The sequence below is a fragment of the Zavarzinia sp. genome (assembly GCF_049306435.1).
In the GTDB taxonomy this organism is placed as follows: Bacteria; Pseudomonadota; Alphaproteobacteria; order Zavarziniales; family Zavarziniaceae; genus Zavarzinia.
This window is the reverse complement of the sequence record NZ_JBAQRT010000211.1, coordinates 1-17,662: the sequence shown is the minus strand read 5'-3', so window position 1 is coordinate 17,662 and position 17,662 is coordinate 1. Positions and strand designations below refer to the sequence as shown.

The window sequence follows — 17,662 nt, the reverse complement described above, 5'->3', positions numbered from 1 at the left end:
CTTGCGCGGCGGGAAATGGGCGGAAATCCAAGGGAGGAAACGCCGATCCGCGTCGGTTTTACCACGAAAACCGGGGCTGGCAGGCCAGGGCGGCTTTGGCTTATGGTTCGGGGCGCGAAGTATTTTGACGAGAAGGTCGGGGATGACGCTGTTCACGGAAGTGCTGGCCGGGATCGCCCGGACGGGGGACGAATTCTCCGTCGCCCTGACCGAGGACTGGCTTCAGGGGCGGACGCTTTACGGCGGGGCATCGGCCGCTCTTTGCACCGAGGCGTCCTTGCGCGCCTTCGACGGCTTGCCGCCCCTGCGCTCGGCTCAATTCGCCTTCATCGGCCCCGCGTCCGGCCCGTTGCTGATCCGGCCGGCGATCCTGCGGCGCGGCCGCTCCGCGACTTATGTCGGGGTCGATCTGGCCGGCGATGCCGGGATCGCGACCCGGGCGCTCCTGTGTTTTGGCGGCATTCGGGACTCGGCGGTCGATTTTTCCCATGTCCCGGCACCGGAGGCGCCCCCGCCCGACACCTGCGGGGATTTCTTCCAGGGCGGCTTCCGGCCCAATTTCGCCCATCACTTCGACATGCTGGAGGCTGGCGGCTCGCCGCCCTTCTCGATGAAAGAGGTGCCGGAATACAAGCTATGGATCAGGCACAAGGACCGGCAGACGCCGAACGACATCACGGCCCTGATCGCCCTCGCCGATGCACCGCCCCCCGCCGCCATGGTGCGATTCCCGACCTTTGGTCCGATCAGTTCCATGACCTGGTCGATCGAAGTCCTGAACGAGAAACCTGCCGGCGCGGATGACGGCTGGCGGCTGGAAACCAGCCGGGCCGAGACCATCACCCACGGCTACTCCAGCCAGTCGATGAAGACCTGGGCCAGGGACGGCACGCCGCTGCTGGTCGGCCGGCAGACCGTGGCGGTCTTCGTCTAGATTTCCTCCACGCTCTTCCTCGTCATGCCGGCGAAGGCCGACATCTCGGTCAGAATGGGGCGCCTTCTCGTCGCAAGGTCCCGGCCTTCGCCGGGACGACGACGTGCGGGAAACGCTCTGCACCGTTTCTGCACGGCCCGGACATGGCAAGCGCAAGGGATGCCGATCACCCCTCCGCCGCCGGAGGGCAGTCTGGCGGGCAGGAGGTGTCCTCATGCCGATCCGTCATCTGTTCCGTACCAAGGCTTTCCTCGTCCTCGCGCTTGTCGTCGCGGGCGATTTCCTGCTCCACCGCTGGCCGGGGGTCTACTGGGGTGCCTTCGCGCTGCTGCTGGTTGCCGCCCTCGCCTTCGCGCGGCCTGTGGTGCTGCGCCATCGGTCGGCGCGCGTCGCCCTTGGCCTTGCCGCGCTCTATGCCCTGTCGCTGATGGAGGAATTTCAGTTTCTCGGCCTGTTGTTGTGCTGGGCGTTCCTGATCGCGGCCACCCTGCTGCCCCGGATGGCGGGGTTCGACGACGCCTTGGCCTGGGGATTTCGCGTGATCGGGGCCGTTGTGACCTCGCCCTGGGCCCCGCTGCGCAACTTCATCCTATGGTTGCGGGCGTTCGACCGACGACCGTCCCGGGCGCTCGGGCGATGGCTGGGCATCCTGGCGCTGCCGCTGGTCGGCGGACTAATTTTCATCGCCCTGTTCGCGTCGGCCAATCCGCTGGTCGAACAGGGGCTGGCGCATCTCGATCCCCGGCTGTGGTTTGCCGCCATCACGGGCGAGCGGCTCTACGACTGGGGTTGGCTGCTGATTCTGGCGACCGCGCTGCTACGGCCGCAGCGCTGGCGCCTGCGCCGCCGGCGAGCCACCCGGCCGGCGCTGGCCTTGCCGGGCGTCACCGTCGCCTCGGTCGGCGCCTCGCTCGTCGTCTTCAATCTCATCTTCGCGGTCGAGAATGGCCTCGACCTCGCTTACCTGTGGTCCGGTGCCGGTCTGCCGGAAGGCGTGACCCTGGCCGCATATGCCCATCGCGGCGCCTATCCGCTGATCGTCACCGCGCTGCTGGCCGGGGCTTTCGTCGTCGTCACTCTGCGCCCCGGCTCGGCCACCGGGAATTCGGTCTGGCTGCGCCGGCTGGTGGTGCTCTGGACCGTGCAGAATCTGTTCCTGGTCGCCTCCAGCGTCCGCCGCACCCTCGATTACATCGACGCCTATGACATGACCGAGATGCGCTTCGCCGCCCTCCTGTGGATGGCGCTGGTCGCCTTCGGCCTGTTCCTCATCTGCTGGCGGCTGCTGGCCGGGCGCAGCACCCGCTGGCTGATCAACGCCAATGCCCTCGCGGCCGGCATCGTGGTCACCATCTGCGTCTTCATCGTCGATCCCGCCGTGGTCGTGGCCGAGTGGAATCTGGCTCGGGCTGTTGGCACTTACAATCGGGATAGCAACAACGTGTGCGATCGCCTTCGGGTCGACTGGTGTTATCTCAGCGATCTTGGCTCGGCCGCGCTGGCGCCGGCGATCCGTCTCGAACAAACGACGGAGGCCCCGGATCTCAGGGCCGAGGCAGCCAAACTTCGTGACCGCCTGATGGCGCAGCTCGAGCGTCATCAATCCAGCGAGCGCTGGAGCTTCCGGGGCGCGCGGCGGCTGGCGGCGGCGCGGGCGCTGCTCGGCCGGGATTGACCGCGCGGTGCCGAGGGTGAGACTGATGTCGATCATGGCCGCCCGCATCCTCATCGTCGACGACGACCCCCATATCCGCGAGCTGCTGGCCTTCGCCCTCGCCAAGGCCGGCTACGACTGCCGCGAAGCGGGCGACGGCGAGGCGGCGCTGGCCGCCGCCGCGCGGGAGGCGCCGGACCTCCTCGTCCTCGACATAAACATGCCGCGCCTCGACGGGCTCGAGGTCTGTCGCCGGCTCCGTGCGGCCAGCGACGTGCCGATTCTCTTCCTCTCCTCCCGCGATGACGAGGTCGACCGGATCGTCGGCATCGAGATCGGCGCCGACGACTATGTGGTGAAACCCTTCTCGCCCCGCGAAGTGGTGGCGCGGGTCGGCGCCATCCTGAAGCGCAGCCGGGCAAAGGCGCCGGCCGAGGCACCGGCCCCCGTCGCCTACGGCCGCCTGCGCCTCGACCGCGAGGGCTGGGCGGCGCTGGTCGGCGAGGTGGATGCCGGCCTGACCGCGACCGAATTCCAGCTGCTGGCCATTCTCGCCGCATCGCCTGCCCGGGTCTTCACCAGGGACGAGATCATCGACCGCCTGCATGGCCCCGGTTTCGCCGTCACCGACCGCACCATCGACAGCCACATCCGCCACATCCGGCGAAAGCTCGCCGCCCTTGGCCTTGACGATGCCATCGAGACGAGGGCCGGCATCGGCTATCGCCTTGGCCCTTGCGGTGCCCGGTGATCGGCAGGCTGAAGGCCGCGATCAAGCGGCGCTGGCCGCCCTTGCGCCTGCGCGTGATCCTGACCCTCGTGCTGCTCTTCGTCTCGGTCCTGCCGGCGGCGGGGGCGGTGTTCCTGCGGGTGTTCGAGAATACGCTGGTGCGCCAGACCGAGGCCGAACTGATCGCCCAGGGCGCCGTGATCGAAGCCGCGGTCGCCGCCGCCCTCGGCCCGTTGCCGCCGATGGAGGCGCCGCCGGACTACGACCCCCAGCCCCTGACCATCGACCTCAACACGATGGATATATTGCCCGAGCGGCCGAAGGGCACGCCCGCCGGCCCCGCCGATCCCGCCCTGCTGGCGGCGGCACGGGCGGTGACGCCGCTCGTGAGCCGGGCCGGCCAGTCGACCCTCGCTTCGATCCGCATGGTCGATACGGCGGGGATCGTCGTCCTCGGCCGGGCGGACCTCGGTCTGTCTTATGCCGCCCTGCCCGAGGTCCGGGCCGCGCTGGCGGGGGCGGCGACTTCGGTCCTGCGCCGGCGCGGCGACTACGCCCCGCGTTACACTTTCGAGATGCTCAGCCGGGCGGCGGCGATCCGGGTGCATTACGCGCGGCCGGTGGTCTCCGGCGGCAAGGTGGTGGGCGCCCTGCTGCTGTCCCGTTCACCCCGCGCGCTTTTCCGGGGCATTTACGACGATATCGGCAAGATCGCGGCCGGCAGTGCCGCCGGGCTTCTGGTGGTGATCGGCCTTGCTGGCGTGCTCAGCCGGACCATCACGAGACCCATCGAGGAGTTGGGCCGGGCGACGGCGGATATCGCCGCCGGACGGGGCTTCATTCCCGACACCCCGCAAACGGCGGCGATCGAGATTCGCGCCCTGTTCCAGGATTTCCGGGTGATGGCGGCGCGGATCGAGCGGCGCTCGGCCTATCTTCGCGATTTCGCCGCCGCGGTCAGCCATGAATTCAAGACGCCGCTGGCCGGCATTCGCGGCGCCCTCGAATTGCTCGAAGACCATGGCCAGACCATGTCCGAGGCGGAACGCCGACGTTTCCTCGCCAATGCCGCGGGCGATGCGGCGCGGCTGACGCAACTGGTCGGCCGGCTGCTCGATCTCGCGCGGGCCGACATGGCGCGTTTCGGCGAGGCGACGACGTCGGTCGAAGCGCCGCTGCGCCGGATCGCCGATGCGCTGCGGGGCGAAGAATTCCGCGTCGACTTTACCGATCCGCCCTGGCCCGAAGTCGCGGTGCCGGCGGAGGTGCTGGAAGCGGTCTTCGCGACCTTGCTGGAAAACAGCCGTCAGGCCGGCGCGCGCCGCGTCACGGTTTCCGCCTGCCGGATGGGGGAACGGGTGCTGGTCGATGTGACGGATGACGGCGCAGGGATCGCGCCGGGCGACCGGGCCCGGCTGTTCGAGCCCTTTTTCACCACGCGCCGGGCAACAGGCGGCAGTGGCCTTGGCCTTGCCATCGCACGGGCGCTGCTGGCGAACGCGCAGGGCGATATCGCCCTCGCGGACAGCGCGGCCGGGACCTGTTTCCGCCTCGACCTGCCGGCGGCCTGACGCCGCTCAGGCGGCGCGCCCGGCCATGGGTTCGGGCGCGGTGAAGCGGTCGTCGAAACAGGCGGCGACCCGCTGGACGAGGGCGCGGGCATCGGGATCGATCGCCACATGCTGGCCCTTGCAGGTCACGACGCCTTCCAGCTCCAGCAGCTCCAGCCGGGGCCAGGCGTCGTCGATCAGGGCGGGGTCGAGATGCTGGGCGGCGGCGACATGGCCGACATCGACCTGATAATCGCACATCAACCGCTCGATCACCGCGCGGCGCAGCCGGTCGGCGGCGGACAGGGCGATGCCGCGACAGGTCGCCAGCGCCCCTTGCGCGACGGCCTTGTGCCAGCTGTTGATATCCGGCGTGTTCTGGGCATAGCCCTCGGGCAATTCGCTGATCGAGGAGGGGCCGAGGCCGATCAGAACCTCGGCATTGTCGGTGGTGTAACCCTGGAAATTGCGGTGCAGGCGACCGCTGGCGGCGGCGGTGGCCAGCGTATCGTCCGGCCTGGCGAAGTGATCGAGGCCGATCGCCTCGTAGCCGGCGGCGACGATCGCGTCGAAGGCTGCCGTGGCCTGGGCGTGGCGCTCGGCCGGGCCGGGCAGGGATTCGTTGGGGATCAGGCGCTGATGCGGCTTCAACTGGGGCACATGGGCATAGCCGAACAGGGCGAGCCGGTCGGGCGCGAGCGTGAGGATCCTCGCGACCGTGTCGAGCAGGGTCTCCACCGTCTGCCACGGCAGGCCATGGACGAGATCGATGTTGATCGAGTTGATGCCGCGCTTGCGCAGCCCCTCGACCGCGCGGGCGATGACGGAGAACGGCTGGATACGGTTGATCGCCTGCTGGACGCGGGGATCGAGGTCCTGGCAGCCGATGCTGGCGCGGGTCATGCCGGCGGCGGCCCAGGCGTCCAGCTTCTGCTCGTCGAGGTCGCGCGGGTCGATCTCGACCGCGATTTCCGTTTCGGCGTCGATCACGAAGCGGCCGCGCAGACCGGTCATCAGGTGCTCGATGTCGCGCGGGCTGAGGATCGTCGGGCTGCCGCCGCCGAAATGCAGGTGGGCGACGCGGGGCTTCCGGCCCATGCTCTCGGCGATCAGGCTCGCCTCGGCGGTCAGGGCGGCGACATAGCGCGAAACGGGACCGGCCCGGTTCATCACCTTCATGTGGCAGCCGCAGAACCAGCACAGACTGTCGCAATAGGGCACATGCACATAGAGCGACAGATCCTGATCCTCCGGCAGGCGGTAGAGCCAGTCGGCAAAGGTTTCGCCGTCGACTCCCGCATGAAAATGCGGCGCCGTCGGGAAGCTCGTGTAGCGCGGGTAGCGCCCTGTCAGATGCGTATCAGCCATGGTCAGATAAAAACGCCGCGCGCCGCACTTTCGCCTTGATCCAGGTCAAGCGAGCAACGCGGGGTTGGTCCATTTCGTCGCAGTTTCGACGAATTGACTTTAATCAACGCTTAACGCCGCCGCTGGTCGCAAATTCCGAACCGCGGGCGACAGTCGTCGTGTCGCCACGGAGGGAAATGCAATGAAGCACAACGTCAAGGCGGGCCTGTCTGCGGCCGCCATTCTCGCTGCCGGGCTGGGGTTCGGCCTTGTCGACACGTCTGCCGCCCAGGCGGCTGAAAAGAGCCCGTGGATGATCCGCGGCCGCGCCCTGATCGTGCTGCCGGAAGAAAATCTGGACAGCGTCTCGCCGGCCATTCCGGGTCTTGATGTCTCGATCGACGATTCGGTCGTGCCCGAACTCGACATCACCTATTTCTTCACGCCGAATTTCGCGGCGGAACTGATCCTGGGCACCACGCCGCATGACGTGAAGACCACGGGCGCCGCCAACCTCGACCTCGGCCGTGTCTGGCTGCTGCCGCCGACCCTGACGATCCAGTATCACTTCGCGCCCGAAGGCAAGATCCGCCCCTATATCGGCGCCGGCGTGAACTACACGATCTTCTACGGCCAGGATGACGACAAGGCGCCGGTCACCAGCGTCGATTACGACAATGCCTTCGGTTGGGCCCTGCAGGCCGGCGTCGACATTCCGCTCGACGACCACTGGGCCCTGAACGTCGACGTGAAGCAGATCTTCCTGTCGACCACCGCCACCGTCAATCCGCTGGGCGTGAAGGCCGACGTGGACATCAACCCGCTGCTGGTCGGCTTCGGTATCGGCTATCGGTTCTGATCACTCGAGAGGCACTACGCCGGGCGGCCTCCTTCCTCCCCATCCCTGCCGCCCGCGCGGCTCTCTCACAAGCGGCCCTCCGGGGCCGCTTTTTTTGTTCCGCCCCCGCCCGGTCACGACAATGAAATATTGCGGTGCAATATTCCGCCGTGCAAAATGATCCGGAACCGATCCCGGGGGGTCCGGGTTTATTGGGGGTGACGGCAAAACAAGGGCAGGATTTCTGTCCTGATGCGCCGTCCGGGGCGCCGGTCCCCGTCGGCTGGCTGTACCTTGGGAATTTCGAGAGTCTGAAATGATTATCGAGCTGAAGCAGAATGACCGCGTGCTGGCCACCGATGTGGTGACCGCGACCGAAACCTTCGAGGCCCGCCACCTGAAGTGGGCGGAACGCAAGGCCGTTGAACTGGCCCTGAAGGGTGATTACGAGATTGCGCTGAAGACCCTGGCCGGTTCGGTCTGGGCTCATCAGACCTGCGCCAAGGCGGCCTGATCCGCCGCAATTCCCCTTTGGCGCCCGGCGCCGAAGGGGAATTGGCCTGACTTATCCGCGGTCAGTTGCCGGCATTCCCTTGGCGCCGGTTCCTTGCGGGTCGAAACTCTTCAATAACGGGTCAGCTTTCTTGCCTCAGTCCGGATGGCCACCGCCGTGTGCGAGCTTATCTGGCGCCGCAGCAGGATCCAGATGATCGCGACGATCGCCACGATGAAGGCGATGGGGCCGCCGAACCAGAACAGGCCGGCCGAGGCAAAGTAATAGGCCCGGACCCCGGCGTTGAAGGATTCGGCCCCGGCCGACAGCACCGCTGCCGTCAGATCCGCCAGCACCTCCGCCTCGTCCCGGTCGGTATCGCCCGGGGGCGGCGTCGCCCCGATGAGGGCGATCGCATAGTTGAACTGGCGCAGCGCCCAGGTGAACGAGAAAAATCCCGACACGAAGACCACGAGCGGCAGCGCCATCTTCAGCTCGAACAGGGCGCGGCTGGTCTTGACCGTGAAATCCAGCCCCTCGATCGCCGGCTGCATCGAATCGAGGCTGGCCAGCGCGCCCACGAGGGCCGCCGCGACAAGCACCGTGGTCGAGGCGAAAAACGACGTCGAATTCATCACATGGCCGAGGAGCGCGGCATCCGCCATGCGCATCTCGCGCTTGGCCATGCCCTGCATCCAGTGGCGCCGCACCAGTTTCATGGTGAAATTGATGGTGCGGTAGCGCCGCCCCAGCAGGTTCAGCAGGCGCTGGTAGAACAGCCAGGTCGCGGCGAACAGGACGATCGCCACGATGTCGAGGGGCGTGAAGCCGAAATGGTCCAGCACGGTCTGCATGGCCCCGAGTCTATCAGAGTCCCACCGCCTGACCATGGTGGCGATGAGGCATCAACACATAAAGATATCTTTATCTCGTCCCTTGCGCCGACCCCCGTCCGCTGGTAAGAGAGAGGCCGGGATTTGCGCCTCCGGCGCTCGACGTAAGGACTATCGACATGGCCGCATTCACCGATTTCAAGGTCAAGGACCTCTCGCTCGCCGATTGGGGCCGCAAGGAAATCCGCATCGCCGAGACGGAAATGCCCGGCCTGATGGCCCTGCGCGAGGAATATGGCGCGGCCCAGCCGCTGAAGGGCGCGCGCATCGCCGGCTGCCTGCACATGACGATCCAGACCGCCGTGCTGATCGAGACCCTGACGGCGCTCGGCGCGGAAATCCGCTGGTCGTCCTGCAACATCTTCTCGACCCAGGACCAGGCGGCGGCGGCGATCGCGGCGGCCGGCATCCCGGTCTTCGCCTGGAAGGGCCTGAACGAGGAGGAATTCTGGTGGTGCATCCACCAGACGGTGAAGGGCCCCGACGGCTGGGTGCCCAACATGATCCTCGACGACGGCGGCGACCTCACCGTCCTCATGCACAATGAATATCCCGAGCTGATGGGCGGCGTCTTCGGCCTCTCGGAAGAGACGACGACGGGCGTGCACCGTCTCTACGAGATGTACAAGGCGGGCACCCTGAAGGTGCCGGCGATCAATGTGAACGACAGCGTCACCAAGTCGAAGTTCGACAATCTCTATGGCTGCCGCGAGTCGCTCGTCGACGGCATCAAGCGTGCGACCGACGTCATGCTGGCCGGCAAGGTCGCGGTCGTCGCCGGTTACGGCGACGTGGGCAAGGGCTCGGCCGCCTCGCTGCGCGGCCAGGGCGCCCGCGTGCTGGTGACCGAGATCGATCCCATCTGCGCGCTCCAGGCCGCCATGGAAGGCTATCAGGTCGTCACCATGGAAGACGCCGCCCCCCTCGGCGACATCTTCGTGACGACGACCGGCAATATCGACGTCATCACCCTCGACCATATGCGCGAGATGAAGGACCGGGCGATCGTCTGCAACATCGGCCACTTCGACAGCGAGATCCAGATCGCGGCGCTCCGCAACTATGTCTGGGAAAACGTGAAGCCGCAGGTCGATGAAGTCGTCTTCCCCGACGGCAAGCGCCTGATCGTCCTCGCCGAAGGCCGCCTGGTCAACCTCGGCTGCGCCACCGGCCACCCCAGCTTCGTGATGAGCGCCTCCTTCTCGAACCAGGTCATCGCCCAGATCGAGCTGTTCAAGAACCACAAGAATTACGAGCGCAAGGTCTACATGCTGCCCAAGCACCTCGACGAGAAGGTCGCCCGCCTGCATCTCGCCAAGCTCGGCGTGAAACTGACCACGCTCTCGGCCCAGCAGGCCGACTACATCGGCGTGAAGGCCGCCGGCCCGTTCAAGCCGGAACACTACCGCTATTGATCGGCGCCTGCCTCACGGGGCTGGACGAGGAAAGGCGGCGCCGCAGGGTGCCGCCTTTTTTTTGTTTGGGGACAATCTGGTCGTCAATACGCTTAATGAATATTCAGAGTAGAGAACTCTGGGGATTGATAGAAATGGCATTATAAATACCTCCAAAGAGGGTTATGTTGATATTTATGGTTGTGATTCCGGGATCTGCTGGAGTTATTTGCGGCGCGAACTGACGCGGTGCGTCGACGGTCTGAGGGAAATTTGTCATGAGCGATGATGATAATTTTGATTTTTCCGGCGGGAAAGCTGCCGCGCAAGCGTACTGGAACGCGCTGACGAAGCTGCGCTCCGCCTGGAAAGAAGTCTTCGGGGAAGAGCTTCCGACCATGGGTAATCGCGCCAAGGACGCATTCGAGCAGGCGATAGATCTCATGAAGACCAGACTCGCGACAGATATCGCTGGCGGCCAGAGGCTGCGCGACCTCCTTGACATTGATGCGAAGGACGACGTCGCCGAGGTTCTGCTCAACTGGGCCGATATGGAGGATGTGTCTCCCAGAGTGGTGAAGCAGGCCCTCCTAGAGCAGTGTTTTAGCCTGGGAGATGGCAGGCACGAACTACGTAGCCTACTGCGGCCCGTCCTCGATAAAATATTCACGAGCCCGAAGACACGACGTCCCCGCGTGGGAGCGAACCGTCATTGGCCGCGTTTGCTGCAGTACCTGCGTGAACTTGAGCAAGAGACGGACTGGTCGCCGTCGGGGAGGGGGATTCGTTTGATGAATGCCGGTGGGGGAGGTCCCGTCGCACAAGTGCCAAGCGATCCGGGAAAACTAGTGGTCAAGATCGACGCAGAGCATATCTGAACTTGTCGCGCCGTGCTGCTACGCGTGTCTTGGTGAAGGGTATGAAGTAAGTGCTCAAGGGGTTGAGTGAGATTGCCTAGCAACTGGGTGAGCGCATGTCGAAGAACTACAATGATCGCGTGCCCGGACACTCTTGGGCTCTTGTGTCTCGGTCAATACACTAGGTGAGATGGATCGGCGGCATCCCTTGTCAAGGTCACCCCCAACCGCCCAGCCTTGAGCGCGCACCCCTTAGCCCCCCGCCGTCACCGGCATGAGCACCGCGCGCTCGGCGAGCCAGTCGGCGAGGCGCGGGCGGTCGGGGAGGGTGAGGCGGCCGTAGCCGATTTCGACGAGGCCGTCGGCGGCGAGGCGGCGCAGGGCCTTGCCGATGGAGACGCGGGAGACGCCGAACAGGGAGGCGAGGTCGTCCTGCACCAGGGCGACGCTGGCGGGCGCGGTCGCGGGCGCGTGCTGGCGGGTCATGGCCAGCAGATGCTTGGCCAGCTGCACCGGCAGGGGCAGGCGGCGCAGGTCTTCGGCGAATTCGATGAGGGCGTGCAGCCGCCGCGTCGCGAGACACAGAAGCGCCCAGCCCAGCTTCGGGTCGGCGTCGTAAAGCGCCATGACGCGCGGGGCGGAAATCTGGTCGATCACCACATCGCCGATCGCCACCACGTCATGGGTGCGGGGCAGATCGGCGAAAAGGGTGAATTCCCCGAAACAATGGCCCGGCCCCAGGATCGATGTCGTCGTATAGGAGCCATCCGAGCCCGGATTGCCGATCCTGACCGTGCCGGAACGAACGATGGAGAGGCCCGGCTTGCGGTCGCCCCTGGCATGGACCAGGGCGCCGTCCCGGTAATGCACCGGCACCGCCGCCGCCAGCAGGGCGTCCCGCGTCGCGTCCGGCAGCAGCGGCAACAGGGCCGGCGTGTCGAGATCGAAGAAATCGGTCATGGCCGCGCCCCCGGAAATTCCCCGCGATCATGCCAGATTGATAACAAGTTTGCATTCCCGCGCACGGATCCGGCCTATCCGGGGAGGATCAATCACAAGGGGCATTCAGCCCCGGGGAGGGAAAGCACCATGGAAACCAAGGATATCGTCGTTCTGGCCATCCTCCTGACCGTCGCCCTGATCGAGGCCTGTTTCACGGGTTTCTTCCGCAAGGCGGCGCAAAAGACGGGGGATGGTCTGGTTGATGCCCTGAGCACGGCGGCGCTGATGCTGATCTCGATGCCCCTGGGGCTGCTGGGCGGGGCCTTCATCGCCAGCCAGTTCGCGGCGCGGGATGCCCTGATCGCCCTGCCGGTACTGGCGCAACTTGGCCTGCTGCTCGTCTTCGACGACATGATGCAATACTGGTGGCACCGGCTGTCCCATTCGGCGTCCTGGCTCTACAAGCTGCACCGGCCGCATCACAATGCGGAATACATGTCGGTGCGCATGGTTTACCGGAACAATTTCTTTTATTACCTGCTGATGCCGTCCCTGTGGTTCTCGGGCGCGCTGGTCTATCTCGGCCTTGGGCCGGTCTATGCCGTCTATGTCGTCGTCAAGATGGCGGTGATCATCGGGGCGCATTCGGATGTGCGCTGGGATGCCCCGCTCTACCGAATCAAATGGCTGTCGCCCCTGATGTGGCTGGTGGAACGCACCATCTCCACCCCGGCGACCCATGCCGCCCATCACGGCAAACATGCCGCCGATGGCATCACCAACTACAAGGGCAATTTCGGCAATCTCCTGTTCTTCTGGGATGTGCTGTTCGGCACCGCCAAGATCACCCGCCGCTATCCTGAGAGCTTCGGGGTCGAGAAGCTGCCGCCGACCACGGTGGGCGAACAGCTTCTGTGGCCGCTGCTGCGCGCCCGGCTTGAGCGTGGGGGAGAGGCCAGCGAACTGGCCCGAGGATGATCCGATGCAATTCCATCCCCTCGCCGCCGGCTGAGGCTCAGGCCCCCCGGATTCAGGCGCCCCAAACTCACGCCCCCCGGGGCGCCAGCAGGATGATCGCCGCGCCGCCCAGGCAAAGCGCGGCGCCGACGACATCGAAACGGTCGGGCCGCGCCCCCTCGACCAGCCACAGCCAGCCGAGGGAGGCGAGGATGTAGATCCCGCCATAGGCCGCATAGGCGCGGCCGGCGTAATCGGCCTCGACCCTGGTCAGCAGGGTCGCGAAGAGGATCAGCGACAGCACCCCGGCGACGAGCCAGGGTTTGGGCGCGCCGAGTCGCAAGACCGCCCAGAAGGCGAAGCAGCCGGCGATTTCCGCCAGCGCCGCCAGGGTGAAAACGACGAGGCCCGCCATCGCCGCCGGCCCCGGTCAGGCCGCGCCGGGCACGCCGCGCGTGGTCGAATATTCGAAATGCACCACCTTGTCCGGGTGGACATGGGCATGGGCGGCATGGGCGGCGGTGGCCGCCTCGGCGAAGCCCGACAGGATCAGCTTCAGCTTGCCGGGATAATGGGCGATGTCGCCGACGGCATAGATGCCGGGGACCGAGGTCGAGCAATCGCGCTGCGCGACCAGGATGCGGTTCTCGTCGAGGCCGAGGCCCCAGTCGGCGATGGGGCCGAGGGTCATGGCGAGGCCATAGAAGGGCAGCAGCACATCGGCCGGCAGCACTTTCTTCTGCCCGTCGAGGGTGGCGACGCGGACGCCGGACAGGATGCCGCCCTCGCCCTCCAGCCCGTCGAGCTGATAGGGGACGACCAGTTCGACCTTGCCGGATTTCGCCAGTTCGTCGAGCTGGCGCAGCGATTCGGGCGCCGCGCGGAATTTCGGCCGGCGGTGGACGAGGGCGACCGAGGCCGCGACCTCGGCGAGGCTCAGGCTCCAGTCGACCGCGCTGTCGCCGCCGCCGGCGATGACGACGCGCTTGCCCCGGAAATCCTCGCGCCGGCGCACCAGATATTGCACGCCCTTGCTGGCCTCGTAGACGTCCAGCCCGTCGAGCGGCGGCCGGTTGGGGCCGAAGGCGCCGCAGCCCGCGGCGACGATCACCGCCCCGGCCTCGACCACCGCCCCGCCCGAAGTCGCTAGGCGGAACCGCCCGCCCGCCAGCGGCTCCAGCTTCGTCACCTGCTGGTCCAGCAGGTAATAGGGCGCGAAGGGCGCCGCCTGCGCCTCCAGCCGGTCGATCAGGGTCTGGCCGTCGATGGCAGGATGGGCCGGGATGTCATAGATCGGCTTTTCGGGATAGAGCGCGGCGCATTGCCCGCCGATGGCGTCGAGCGCATCGAAGACCACCGCTTTCATGCCCAGCATCCCCGCCTCGAACACGGCGAACAGGCCGACCGGCCCCGCGCCGATGATGGCGACGTCGGTCGAAAGAATGTCGGACATGGGCTTATCGCTCCTCGTGATCCCGCAAAGGCCGCCACCATGGCGCCATGACGCCCCGGATTCAAGCGTGGGGCGACGGCACAGGGAGGTGATCGGTTCCGCTTCTCGCGGTGGGACGGAGCTTGATGTAGACTTGATCGCATCCCGAAGGTCCACATGACCGTAAAGACCACGCTGAGCTTTAGCGATCGCCATCACCGCTTCCTGATGGAAAAGGTCGGGCAGGGCGTCTTCGCGTCTCAAAGCGCCGCTGTCTCCGCCGCCCTCGAGCTGATGATCCAGGACGAGGAAGAACGCTCCGTGACGCTCGTCGCGCTGACTGACGAGATCCGTGCCCGCGTGGAGACGCCGAAAGACGCATTTCTCGATGACGACGAGGCTTTCGAGCGCGCCCGGGCCAGGATCGCGGCGGCACGCGAGGCGTGAATTACCGCGTTCACCTTCATCGGCGCGCTGGCGCGGCCGCCGGTTGCGGCAAGTGGCGTGCTTGGGCTAAATGGCGGGAGATTTCGCCCGCCGGATTCGGAACCTGACCTTTGCACTTTGCCCTGCCCGATCTGCCGCGCACCGCCGCGCTGGCCAAGGCGTTGGCGCCGTTGGCGCGGGCGGGGGACTGTATCGCGCTGTGGGGCGATCTCGGCGCCGGCAAGACGGCATTCGCCCGCGCCTTCCTGCGCGCCCTTGGCGTTGTCGAGGATGTGCCGAGCCCGACCTTCGCCCTCGTCCAGCCCTATGACACCGACGCGGGGCCGGTCGCCCATTTCGACCTCTACCGGATCGAGGCGGAAGCCGATCTCGACGAGATCGGTTTCGAGGCCGCGCTGGACGAGGGCATCGTCCTCGTCGAATGGCCGGGCCGGGCCGGGCGCCGCCTGCCGGAAGACCGGCTGGATATCGTGTTTTCCCTGGATTCATCGGGCCAGCGCGCCGCCACCCTGACCGGGCATGGCGACTGGCCCGCCCGCCTTGACGGATTTGCCCCATGACCGCGCGCAACGAAGCTATCGACGCCTTCCTGTCCTCGACCGGCTGGGGCGATGCCAGGCGGCGCGATCTGGCGGGCGATGCCTCCTTCCGGCGCTACGAGCGGGTGGAAAAGCCGGACGGGCGGACCGCCGTCCTGATGGATGCGCCGCCGCCGCAGGAAAATGTCCGGCCCTTCATCGGCATTGCCCGCCATCTCGCCCGCCTCGGCCTCTCCGCGCCGAACATCCTCGCCGCCGAGATCGGCCAGGGCTTTCTGCTGCTCGACGATCTGGGCGACGACAGTTACAACGCCGTGCTGTCGCGCCAGCCCGAGCTGGAAACCGTGCTTTACGAGGCGGCGGTCGATGTCCTCGTCGAATTGCGCCGGGCGCCGGCGCCGGGACCCCAGCGTTTCGTCGACGGCAGCCAGTACCGGACGAAGCCCTACGACCAGAAGAGTTTCGCCTTCGGTCCGTCCCTCGTCCTCGACTGGCACGTGAAGGCGCTGCGCCTCGACCTCGACCAGGATGCGCGCGCCGCCTTCGCCAGCATCTGGGCCGACCTGTGGCAGCGCCTGCCGCGCGAGCGCGACACGCTGATGCTGCGCGACTATCACGCCGACAATCTTCTCTGGCTGCCGGGGCGGAAGGGCGCCGCCCGGGTCGGCCTGCTTGACTTCCAGGACGCGACCCTGGGGCCGCCGGCCTATGACCTCGTCTCGCTGCTGGAAGATGCAAGGCGCGATGTCGATCCGGCGCTGGCGGCGGACCTGAAGGCGCGATACGCCGCGGGGGCCGCGCGGGTCGATCCCCGCTTCGATGCCACGGCTTTCGAGGCGGCCTATGCCATCACGGCGGCGCAGCGCAACAGCCGCATCGCCGGGGTTTTCGTGCGGTTGTGGAAGCGCGACGGCAAGAAACGCTATCTCGACTATCTGCCCCGGGTCTGGCGCCACATCGAGCGCGACCTGCGCCATCCGCTGCTCGCCAACCTGCGGGCCTGGTACGACCATTACCTGCCGGGCGAGGACTTACGCGCCGGCATCCGGAAGCTCGCCGCATGACACGGATCGATAGCGCCATGGTGCTGGCCGCCGGCAAGGGGATGCGCATGCGCCCCCTGACCGACAGGGTGCCGAAACCCCTGGTTGAGGTCGACCGGCGCAGCCTGCTCGACCGGCTGCTCGACCGGCTGGAAGCAGCGGGGATCGCCCGCGCCGTCGTCAACGTCCACCATCTGGCCGATCAGATCGAGGCGCGCCTCGCCCGCCGCGAGGCCGAGGGCCTCGGCCCGGCGACCTTGGTCTCCGACGAGCGCGATGCCCTGCTGGAAACCGGCGGCGGCGTCGCCCGGGCGCTGCCGCTGCTGGGCGAGGGGCCGTTCCTGATCTGCAACGCCGACACGCTGTGGCGCCAGGGTTTCGCCGATCCGATCCGCGACCTCGTCCGTGGTTTCGATCCCGAACGGATGGATGCGTTGCTGCTGGTCGCACCCACGGCGACGGCGATCGGCCTCGAAGGCCTTGGCGATTTCCTGATGGACCCGGAAGGGCGGCTGACGCGCCGGCCGGAATCGCGGGTCGCGCCCTTCGTCTATGCCGGCTGCGCGGTGATGAAACCCGAAAGTTTCCACGACCTGCCGGAAGGCGCCTTTTCGCTGAACCTTCTGTGGGACCGCGCCATCGAGCGGGAGCGGCTGTTCGGCCTGCGGCTGGATGGCCAGTTCCTGCATGTCGGCACCATCCCCGCCATCGCCGAGGCGGAGCTTGCCCTTGCCGACGTCGGCTGAGCCGCTGTCCCTCGCCGATCTGCCGCCCGTCACCGGGCGGCCCTGCCTGATGACCATTCCGGCCGGCCTGTCCTTCGTCGACACGCTGGCCGATGCCCTGCTGGCCCGGGCGGCGGACGATCCGCTCGATCTCGCCGCCACCCTGATCCTGCTGCCGACGCGGCGCGCCGCCCGCTCGCTGAAGGAAGCCTTCCTGCGCAGGGCGCGGGGCCGGCCCCTGCTGCTGCCCCGGATGCGCCCCTTGGGCGATGCCGACGAGGAGGAACTGGCGCTGGCCGGCACGCCCGCCGTCCTCGACCTGCCGCCCGCGATCGAGCCGGTGACTCGCAATTTCCTGCTCGCCCGTCTCGTCCTGCACTGGTGGCGCTCGAAGGGCGAGGCGGCGGACCTCGGCGCCGCCATCGCCCATGCCGATGCCCTCGCCCGGCTGATCGACGAGATGGAGACGGAAGGCGCGGAGTGGTCGCGGCTCGACACGCTGGTGCCCGATGCGCTGGCCGGCCATTGGCAGGCCACCCTCGACTTCCTGAAGATCGCGGCGCGCGACTATTGGCCGGTGATCCGCGATGCCCATGGCGCGATGGACCCGGCGGCCCGGCGCAATCAATTGCTGCTGATGCAGGCGGAAAGCTGGCGTGCTTCGCCGCCCCTGCATCCCATCATCGTCGCCGGCTCCACCGGTTCCATCCCGGCGACGGCGCATCTGATGAGCGTCGTCGCCCGGCTGCCCCGGGGGGCGGTGGTGTTGCCCGGCCTCGACCTCGCGATGGAGGATGGCGACTGGGACCGCCTCGGCCCCGGCCATCCGCAATGGGCGATGCGCGAATTGTTGCAGCGCCTGCGCGCCAGCCGGGCCGACGTCGGCC

The 17,662-nt window shown here is 67.2% G+C and carries 18 protein-coding genes and 1 pseudogene; 14 read left to right on the top strand and 5 right to left on the bottom strand.

Annotated features, from left to right (window positions below; genetic code table 11):
- Positions 1-142: 142 nt before the first annotated feature.
- The 4 genes from WAZ62_RS12335 to WAZ62_RS12320 all read left to right on the top strand — a co-directional run bounded on the left by WAZ62_RS12335 (position 143) and on the right by WAZ62_RS12320 (position 4,889).
- Positions 143-934, top strand: a complete 792-nt coding sequence (locus WAZ62_RS12335) for a thioesterase family protein (RefSeq protein ID WP_422643843.1) — start codon at positions 143-145, stop codon at positions 932-934.
- Positions 935-1,148: 214 nt separating this feature from the next.
- Positions 1,149-2,609 (top strand): DUF4173 domain-containing protein, encoded by a 1,461-nt coding sequence (locus WAZ62_RS12330; RefSeq protein ID WP_422643842.1) that lies wholly within the window; start codon positions 1,149-1,151, stop codon positions 2,607-2,609.
- A gap of 25 nt (positions 2,610-2,634) precedes the next feature.
- Positions 2,635-3,339: a response regulator gene (locus WAZ62_RS12325; RefSeq protein WP_422643841.1), complete on the top strand. Its 705-nt coding sequence runs from the start codon at positions 2,635-2,637 to the stop codon at positions 3,337-3,339.
- Positions 3,336-4,889, top strand: coding sequence for a HAMP domain-containing sensor histidine kinase (locus tag WAZ62_RS12320; protein WP_422643840.1), 1,554 nt, complete (start codon positions 3,336-3,338; stop codon positions 4,887-4,889). The genes WAZ62_RS12325 and WAZ62_RS12320 overlap by 4 nt, the downstream gene beginning before the upstream one ends.
- A gap of 6 nt (positions 4,890-4,895) precedes the next feature.
- Here WAZ62_RS12320 and hemN read toward each other — a convergent pair whose 3' ends face one another.
- The gene (gene hemN / locus WAZ62_RS12315; RefSeq protein WP_422643838.1) at positions 4,896-6,236 is read right to left on the bottom strand and encodes an oxygen-independent coproporphyrinogen III oxidase; all 1,341 of its coding nucleotides are present in this window, start codon (positions 6,234-6,236) and stop codon (positions 4,896-4,898) included.
- Between the two features lie 181 nt (positions 6,237-6,417).
- On the opposite strand from hemN, the gene WAZ62_RS12310 reads away from it, so the two are divergent.
- Positions 6,418-7,074: an OmpW/AlkL family protein gene (locus WAZ62_RS12310; protein WP_422643836.1), complete on the top strand. Its 657-nt coding sequence runs from the start codon at positions 6,418-6,420 to the stop codon at positions 7,072-7,074.
- Between the two features lie 295 nt (positions 7,075-7,369).
- Positions 7,370-7,567, top strand: coding sequence for a hypothetical protein (locus WAZ62_RS12305; protein ID WP_422643835.1), 198 nt, complete (start codon positions 7,370-7,372; stop codon positions 7,565-7,567).
- A 110-nt stretch (positions 7,568-7,677) separates the two neighbouring features.
- Here WAZ62_RS12305 and WAZ62_RS12300 read toward each other — a convergent pair whose 3' ends face one another.
- Positions 7,678-8,400 carry a DUF599 domain-containing protein gene (locus WAZ62_RS12300; protein ID WP_422643833.1) on the bottom strand — a complete coding sequence of 241 codons (723 nt, stop codon included), beginning with the start codon at positions 8,398-8,400 and terminating at the stop codon, positions 7,678-7,680.
- A gap of 158 nt (positions 8,401-8,558) precedes the next feature.
- Here WAZ62_RS12300 and ahcY point away from each other — a divergent pair, with 158 nt between their 5' ends.
- Together ahcY and WAZ62_RS12290 are read left to right on the top strand one after the other, a co-directional pair.
- Complete coding sequence (gene ahcY, locus WAZ62_RS12295; RefSeq protein WP_422643832.1) at positions 8,559-9,854, top strand: adenosylhomocysteinase; 1,296 nt, start codon at positions 8,559-8,561, stop codon at positions 9,852-9,854.
- A 257-nt stretch (positions 9,855-10,111) separates the two neighbouring features.
- Entirely contained in the window at positions 10,112-10,711 is a 600-nt protein-coding gene (locus tag WAZ62_RS12290; RefSeq protein WP_422643830.1) for a hypothetical protein, read from the top strand.
- A 231-nt stretch (positions 10,712-10,942) separates the two neighbouring features.
- Here the strand turns inward: WAZ62_RS12290 and WAZ62_RS12285 are convergent, their stop codons facing one another.
- The gene (locus tag WAZ62_RS12285) at positions 10,943-11,650 is read right to left on the bottom strand and encodes a Crp/Fnr family transcriptional regulator (RefSeq protein WP_422643828.1); all 708 of its coding nucleotides are present in this window, start codon (positions 11,648-11,650) and stop codon (positions 10,943-10,945) included.
- A 129-nt stretch (positions 11,651-11,779) separates the two neighbouring features.
- On the opposite strand from WAZ62_RS12285, the gene WAZ62_RS12280 reads away from it, so the two are divergent.
- On the top strand, positions 11,780-12,610 hold the full coding sequence (locus tag WAZ62_RS12280) for a sterol desaturase family protein (RefSeq protein WP_422643827.1): 831 nt from the start codon (positions 11,780-11,782) through the stop codon (positions 12,608-12,610).
- 67 nt (positions 12,611-12,677) lie between these two features.
- On the opposite strand, the gene WAZ62_RS12275 is transcribed toward WAZ62_RS12280, so the two are convergent.
- A complete protein-coding gene (locus WAZ62_RS12275; RefSeq protein WP_422643825.1) occupies positions 12,678-13,004 on the bottom strand; it encodes a YnfA family protein in 327 nt (108 codons plus the stop codon).
- A gap of 15 nt (positions 13,005-13,019) precedes the next feature.
- Complete coding sequence (locus WAZ62_RS12270) at positions 13,020-14,042, bottom strand: NAD(P)/FAD-dependent oxidoreductase (RefSeq protein ID WP_422643823.1); 1,023 nt, start codon at positions 14,040-14,042, stop codon at positions 13,020-13,022.
- Positions 14,043-14,198: 156 nt separating this feature from the next.
- Between WAZ62_RS12270 and WAZ62_RS12265 the strand changes: the two genes are divergently transcribed.
- From WAZ62_RS12265 to WAZ62_RS12245, 5 genes and pseudogenes are all read left to right on the top strand, one after another.
- Positions 14,199-14,468, top strand: a complete 270-nt coding sequence (locus tag WAZ62_RS12265; RefSeq protein ID WP_422643822.1) for a hypothetical protein — start codon at positions 14,199-14,201, stop codon at positions 14,466-14,468.
- Between the two features lie 110 nt (positions 14,469-14,578).
- Positions 14,579-15,028 (top strand): tRNA (adenosine(37)-N6)-threonylcarbamoyltransferase complex ATPase subunit type 1 TsaE, encoded by a 450-nt coding sequence (gene tsaE, locus WAZ62_RS12260; RefSeq protein ID WP_422643821.1) that lies wholly within the window; start codon positions 14,579-14,581, stop codon positions 15,026-15,028.
- Positions 15,025-16,071 (top strand): aminoglycoside phosphotransferase family protein, encoded by a 1,047-nt coding sequence (locus WAZ62_RS12255; protein ID WP_422643819.1) that lies wholly within the window; start codon positions 15,025-15,027, stop codon positions 16,069-16,071. Before tsaE ends, WAZ62_RS12255 begins: the two co-directional genes overlap by 4 nt.
- Positions 16,068-16,796, top strand: coding sequence for a nucleotidyltransferase family protein (locus WAZ62_RS12250; protein WP_422643817.1), 729 nt, complete (start codon positions 16,068-16,070; stop codon positions 16,794-16,796). Before WAZ62_RS12255 ends, WAZ62_RS12250 begins: the two co-directional genes overlap by 4 nt.
- Positions 16,780-17,662 (top strand): annotated as a pseudogene (locus tag WAZ62_RS12245) (double-strand break repair protein AddB); the annotation flags it as partial. The gene WAZ62_RS12250 and the pseudogene WAZ62_RS12245, both read left to right, overlap by 17 nt.

Bases quoted from the DNA above. Each gene is read 5' to 3' on its own strand.
- WAZ62_RS12335 (WP_422643843.1), top strand. From the start codon at position 143: ATGACGCTGTTCACGGAAGTGCTGGCCGGGATCGCCCGGACGGGGGAC.
- WAZ62_RS12330 (WP_422643842.1), top strand. From the start codon at position 1,149: ATGCCGATCCGTCATCTGTTCCGTACCAAGGCTTTCCTCGTCCTCGCG.
- WAZ62_RS12325 (WP_422643841.1), top strand. From the start codon at position 2,635: ATGTCGATCATGGCCGCCCGCATCCTCATCGTCGACGACGACCCCCAT.
- hemN (WP_422643838.1), bottom strand. From the start codon at position 6,236: ATGGCTGATACGCATCTGACAGGGCGCTACCCGCGCTACACGAGCTTC.
- WAZ62_RS12310 (WP_422643836.1), top strand. From the start codon at position 6,418: ATGAAGCACAACGTCAAGGCGGGCCTGTCTGCGGCCGCCATTCTCGCT.
- WAZ62_RS12305 (WP_422643835.1), top strand. From the start codon at position 7,370: ATGATTATCGAGCTGAAGCAGAATGACCGCGTGCTGGCCACCGATGTG.
- WAZ62_RS12300 (WP_422643833.1), bottom strand. From the start codon at position 8,400: ATGCAGACCGTGCTGGACCATTTCGGCTTCACGCCCCTCGACATCGTG.
- ahcY (WP_422643832.1), top strand. From the start codon at position 8,559: ATGGCCGCATTCACCGATTTCAAGGTCAAGGACCTCTCGCTCGCCGAT.
- WAZ62_RS12290 (WP_422643830.1), top strand. From the start codon at position 10,112: ATGAGCGATGATGATAATTTTGATTTTTCCGGCGGGAAAGCTGCCGCG.
- WAZ62_RS12285 (WP_422643828.1), bottom strand. From the start codon at position 11,650: ATGACCGATTTCTTCGATCTCGACACGCCGGCCCTGTTGCCGCTGCTG.
- WAZ62_RS12280 (WP_422643827.1), top strand. From the start codon at position 11,780: ATGGAAACCAAGGATATCGTCGTTCTGGCCATCCTCCTGACCGTCGCC.
- WAZ62_RS12275 (WP_422643825.1), bottom strand. From the start codon at position 13,004: ATGGCGGGCCTCGTCGTTTTCACCCTGGCGGCGCTGGCGGAAATCGCC.
- WAZ62_RS12270 (WP_422643823.1), bottom strand. From the start codon at position 14,042: ATGTCCGACATTCTTTCGACCGACGTCGCCATCATCGGCGCGGGGCCG.
- WAZ62_RS12265 (WP_422643822.1), top strand. From the start codon at position 14,199: ATGACCGTAAAGACCACGCTGAGCTTTAGCGATCGCCATCACCGCTTC.
- WAZ62_RS12255 (WP_422643819.1), top strand. From the start codon at position 15,025: ATGACCGCGCGCAACGAAGCTATCGACGCCTTCCTGTCCTCGACCGGC.
- WAZ62_RS12250 (WP_422643817.1), top strand. From the start codon at position 16,068: ATGACACGGATCGATAGCGCCATGGTGCTGGCCGCCGGCAAGGGGATG.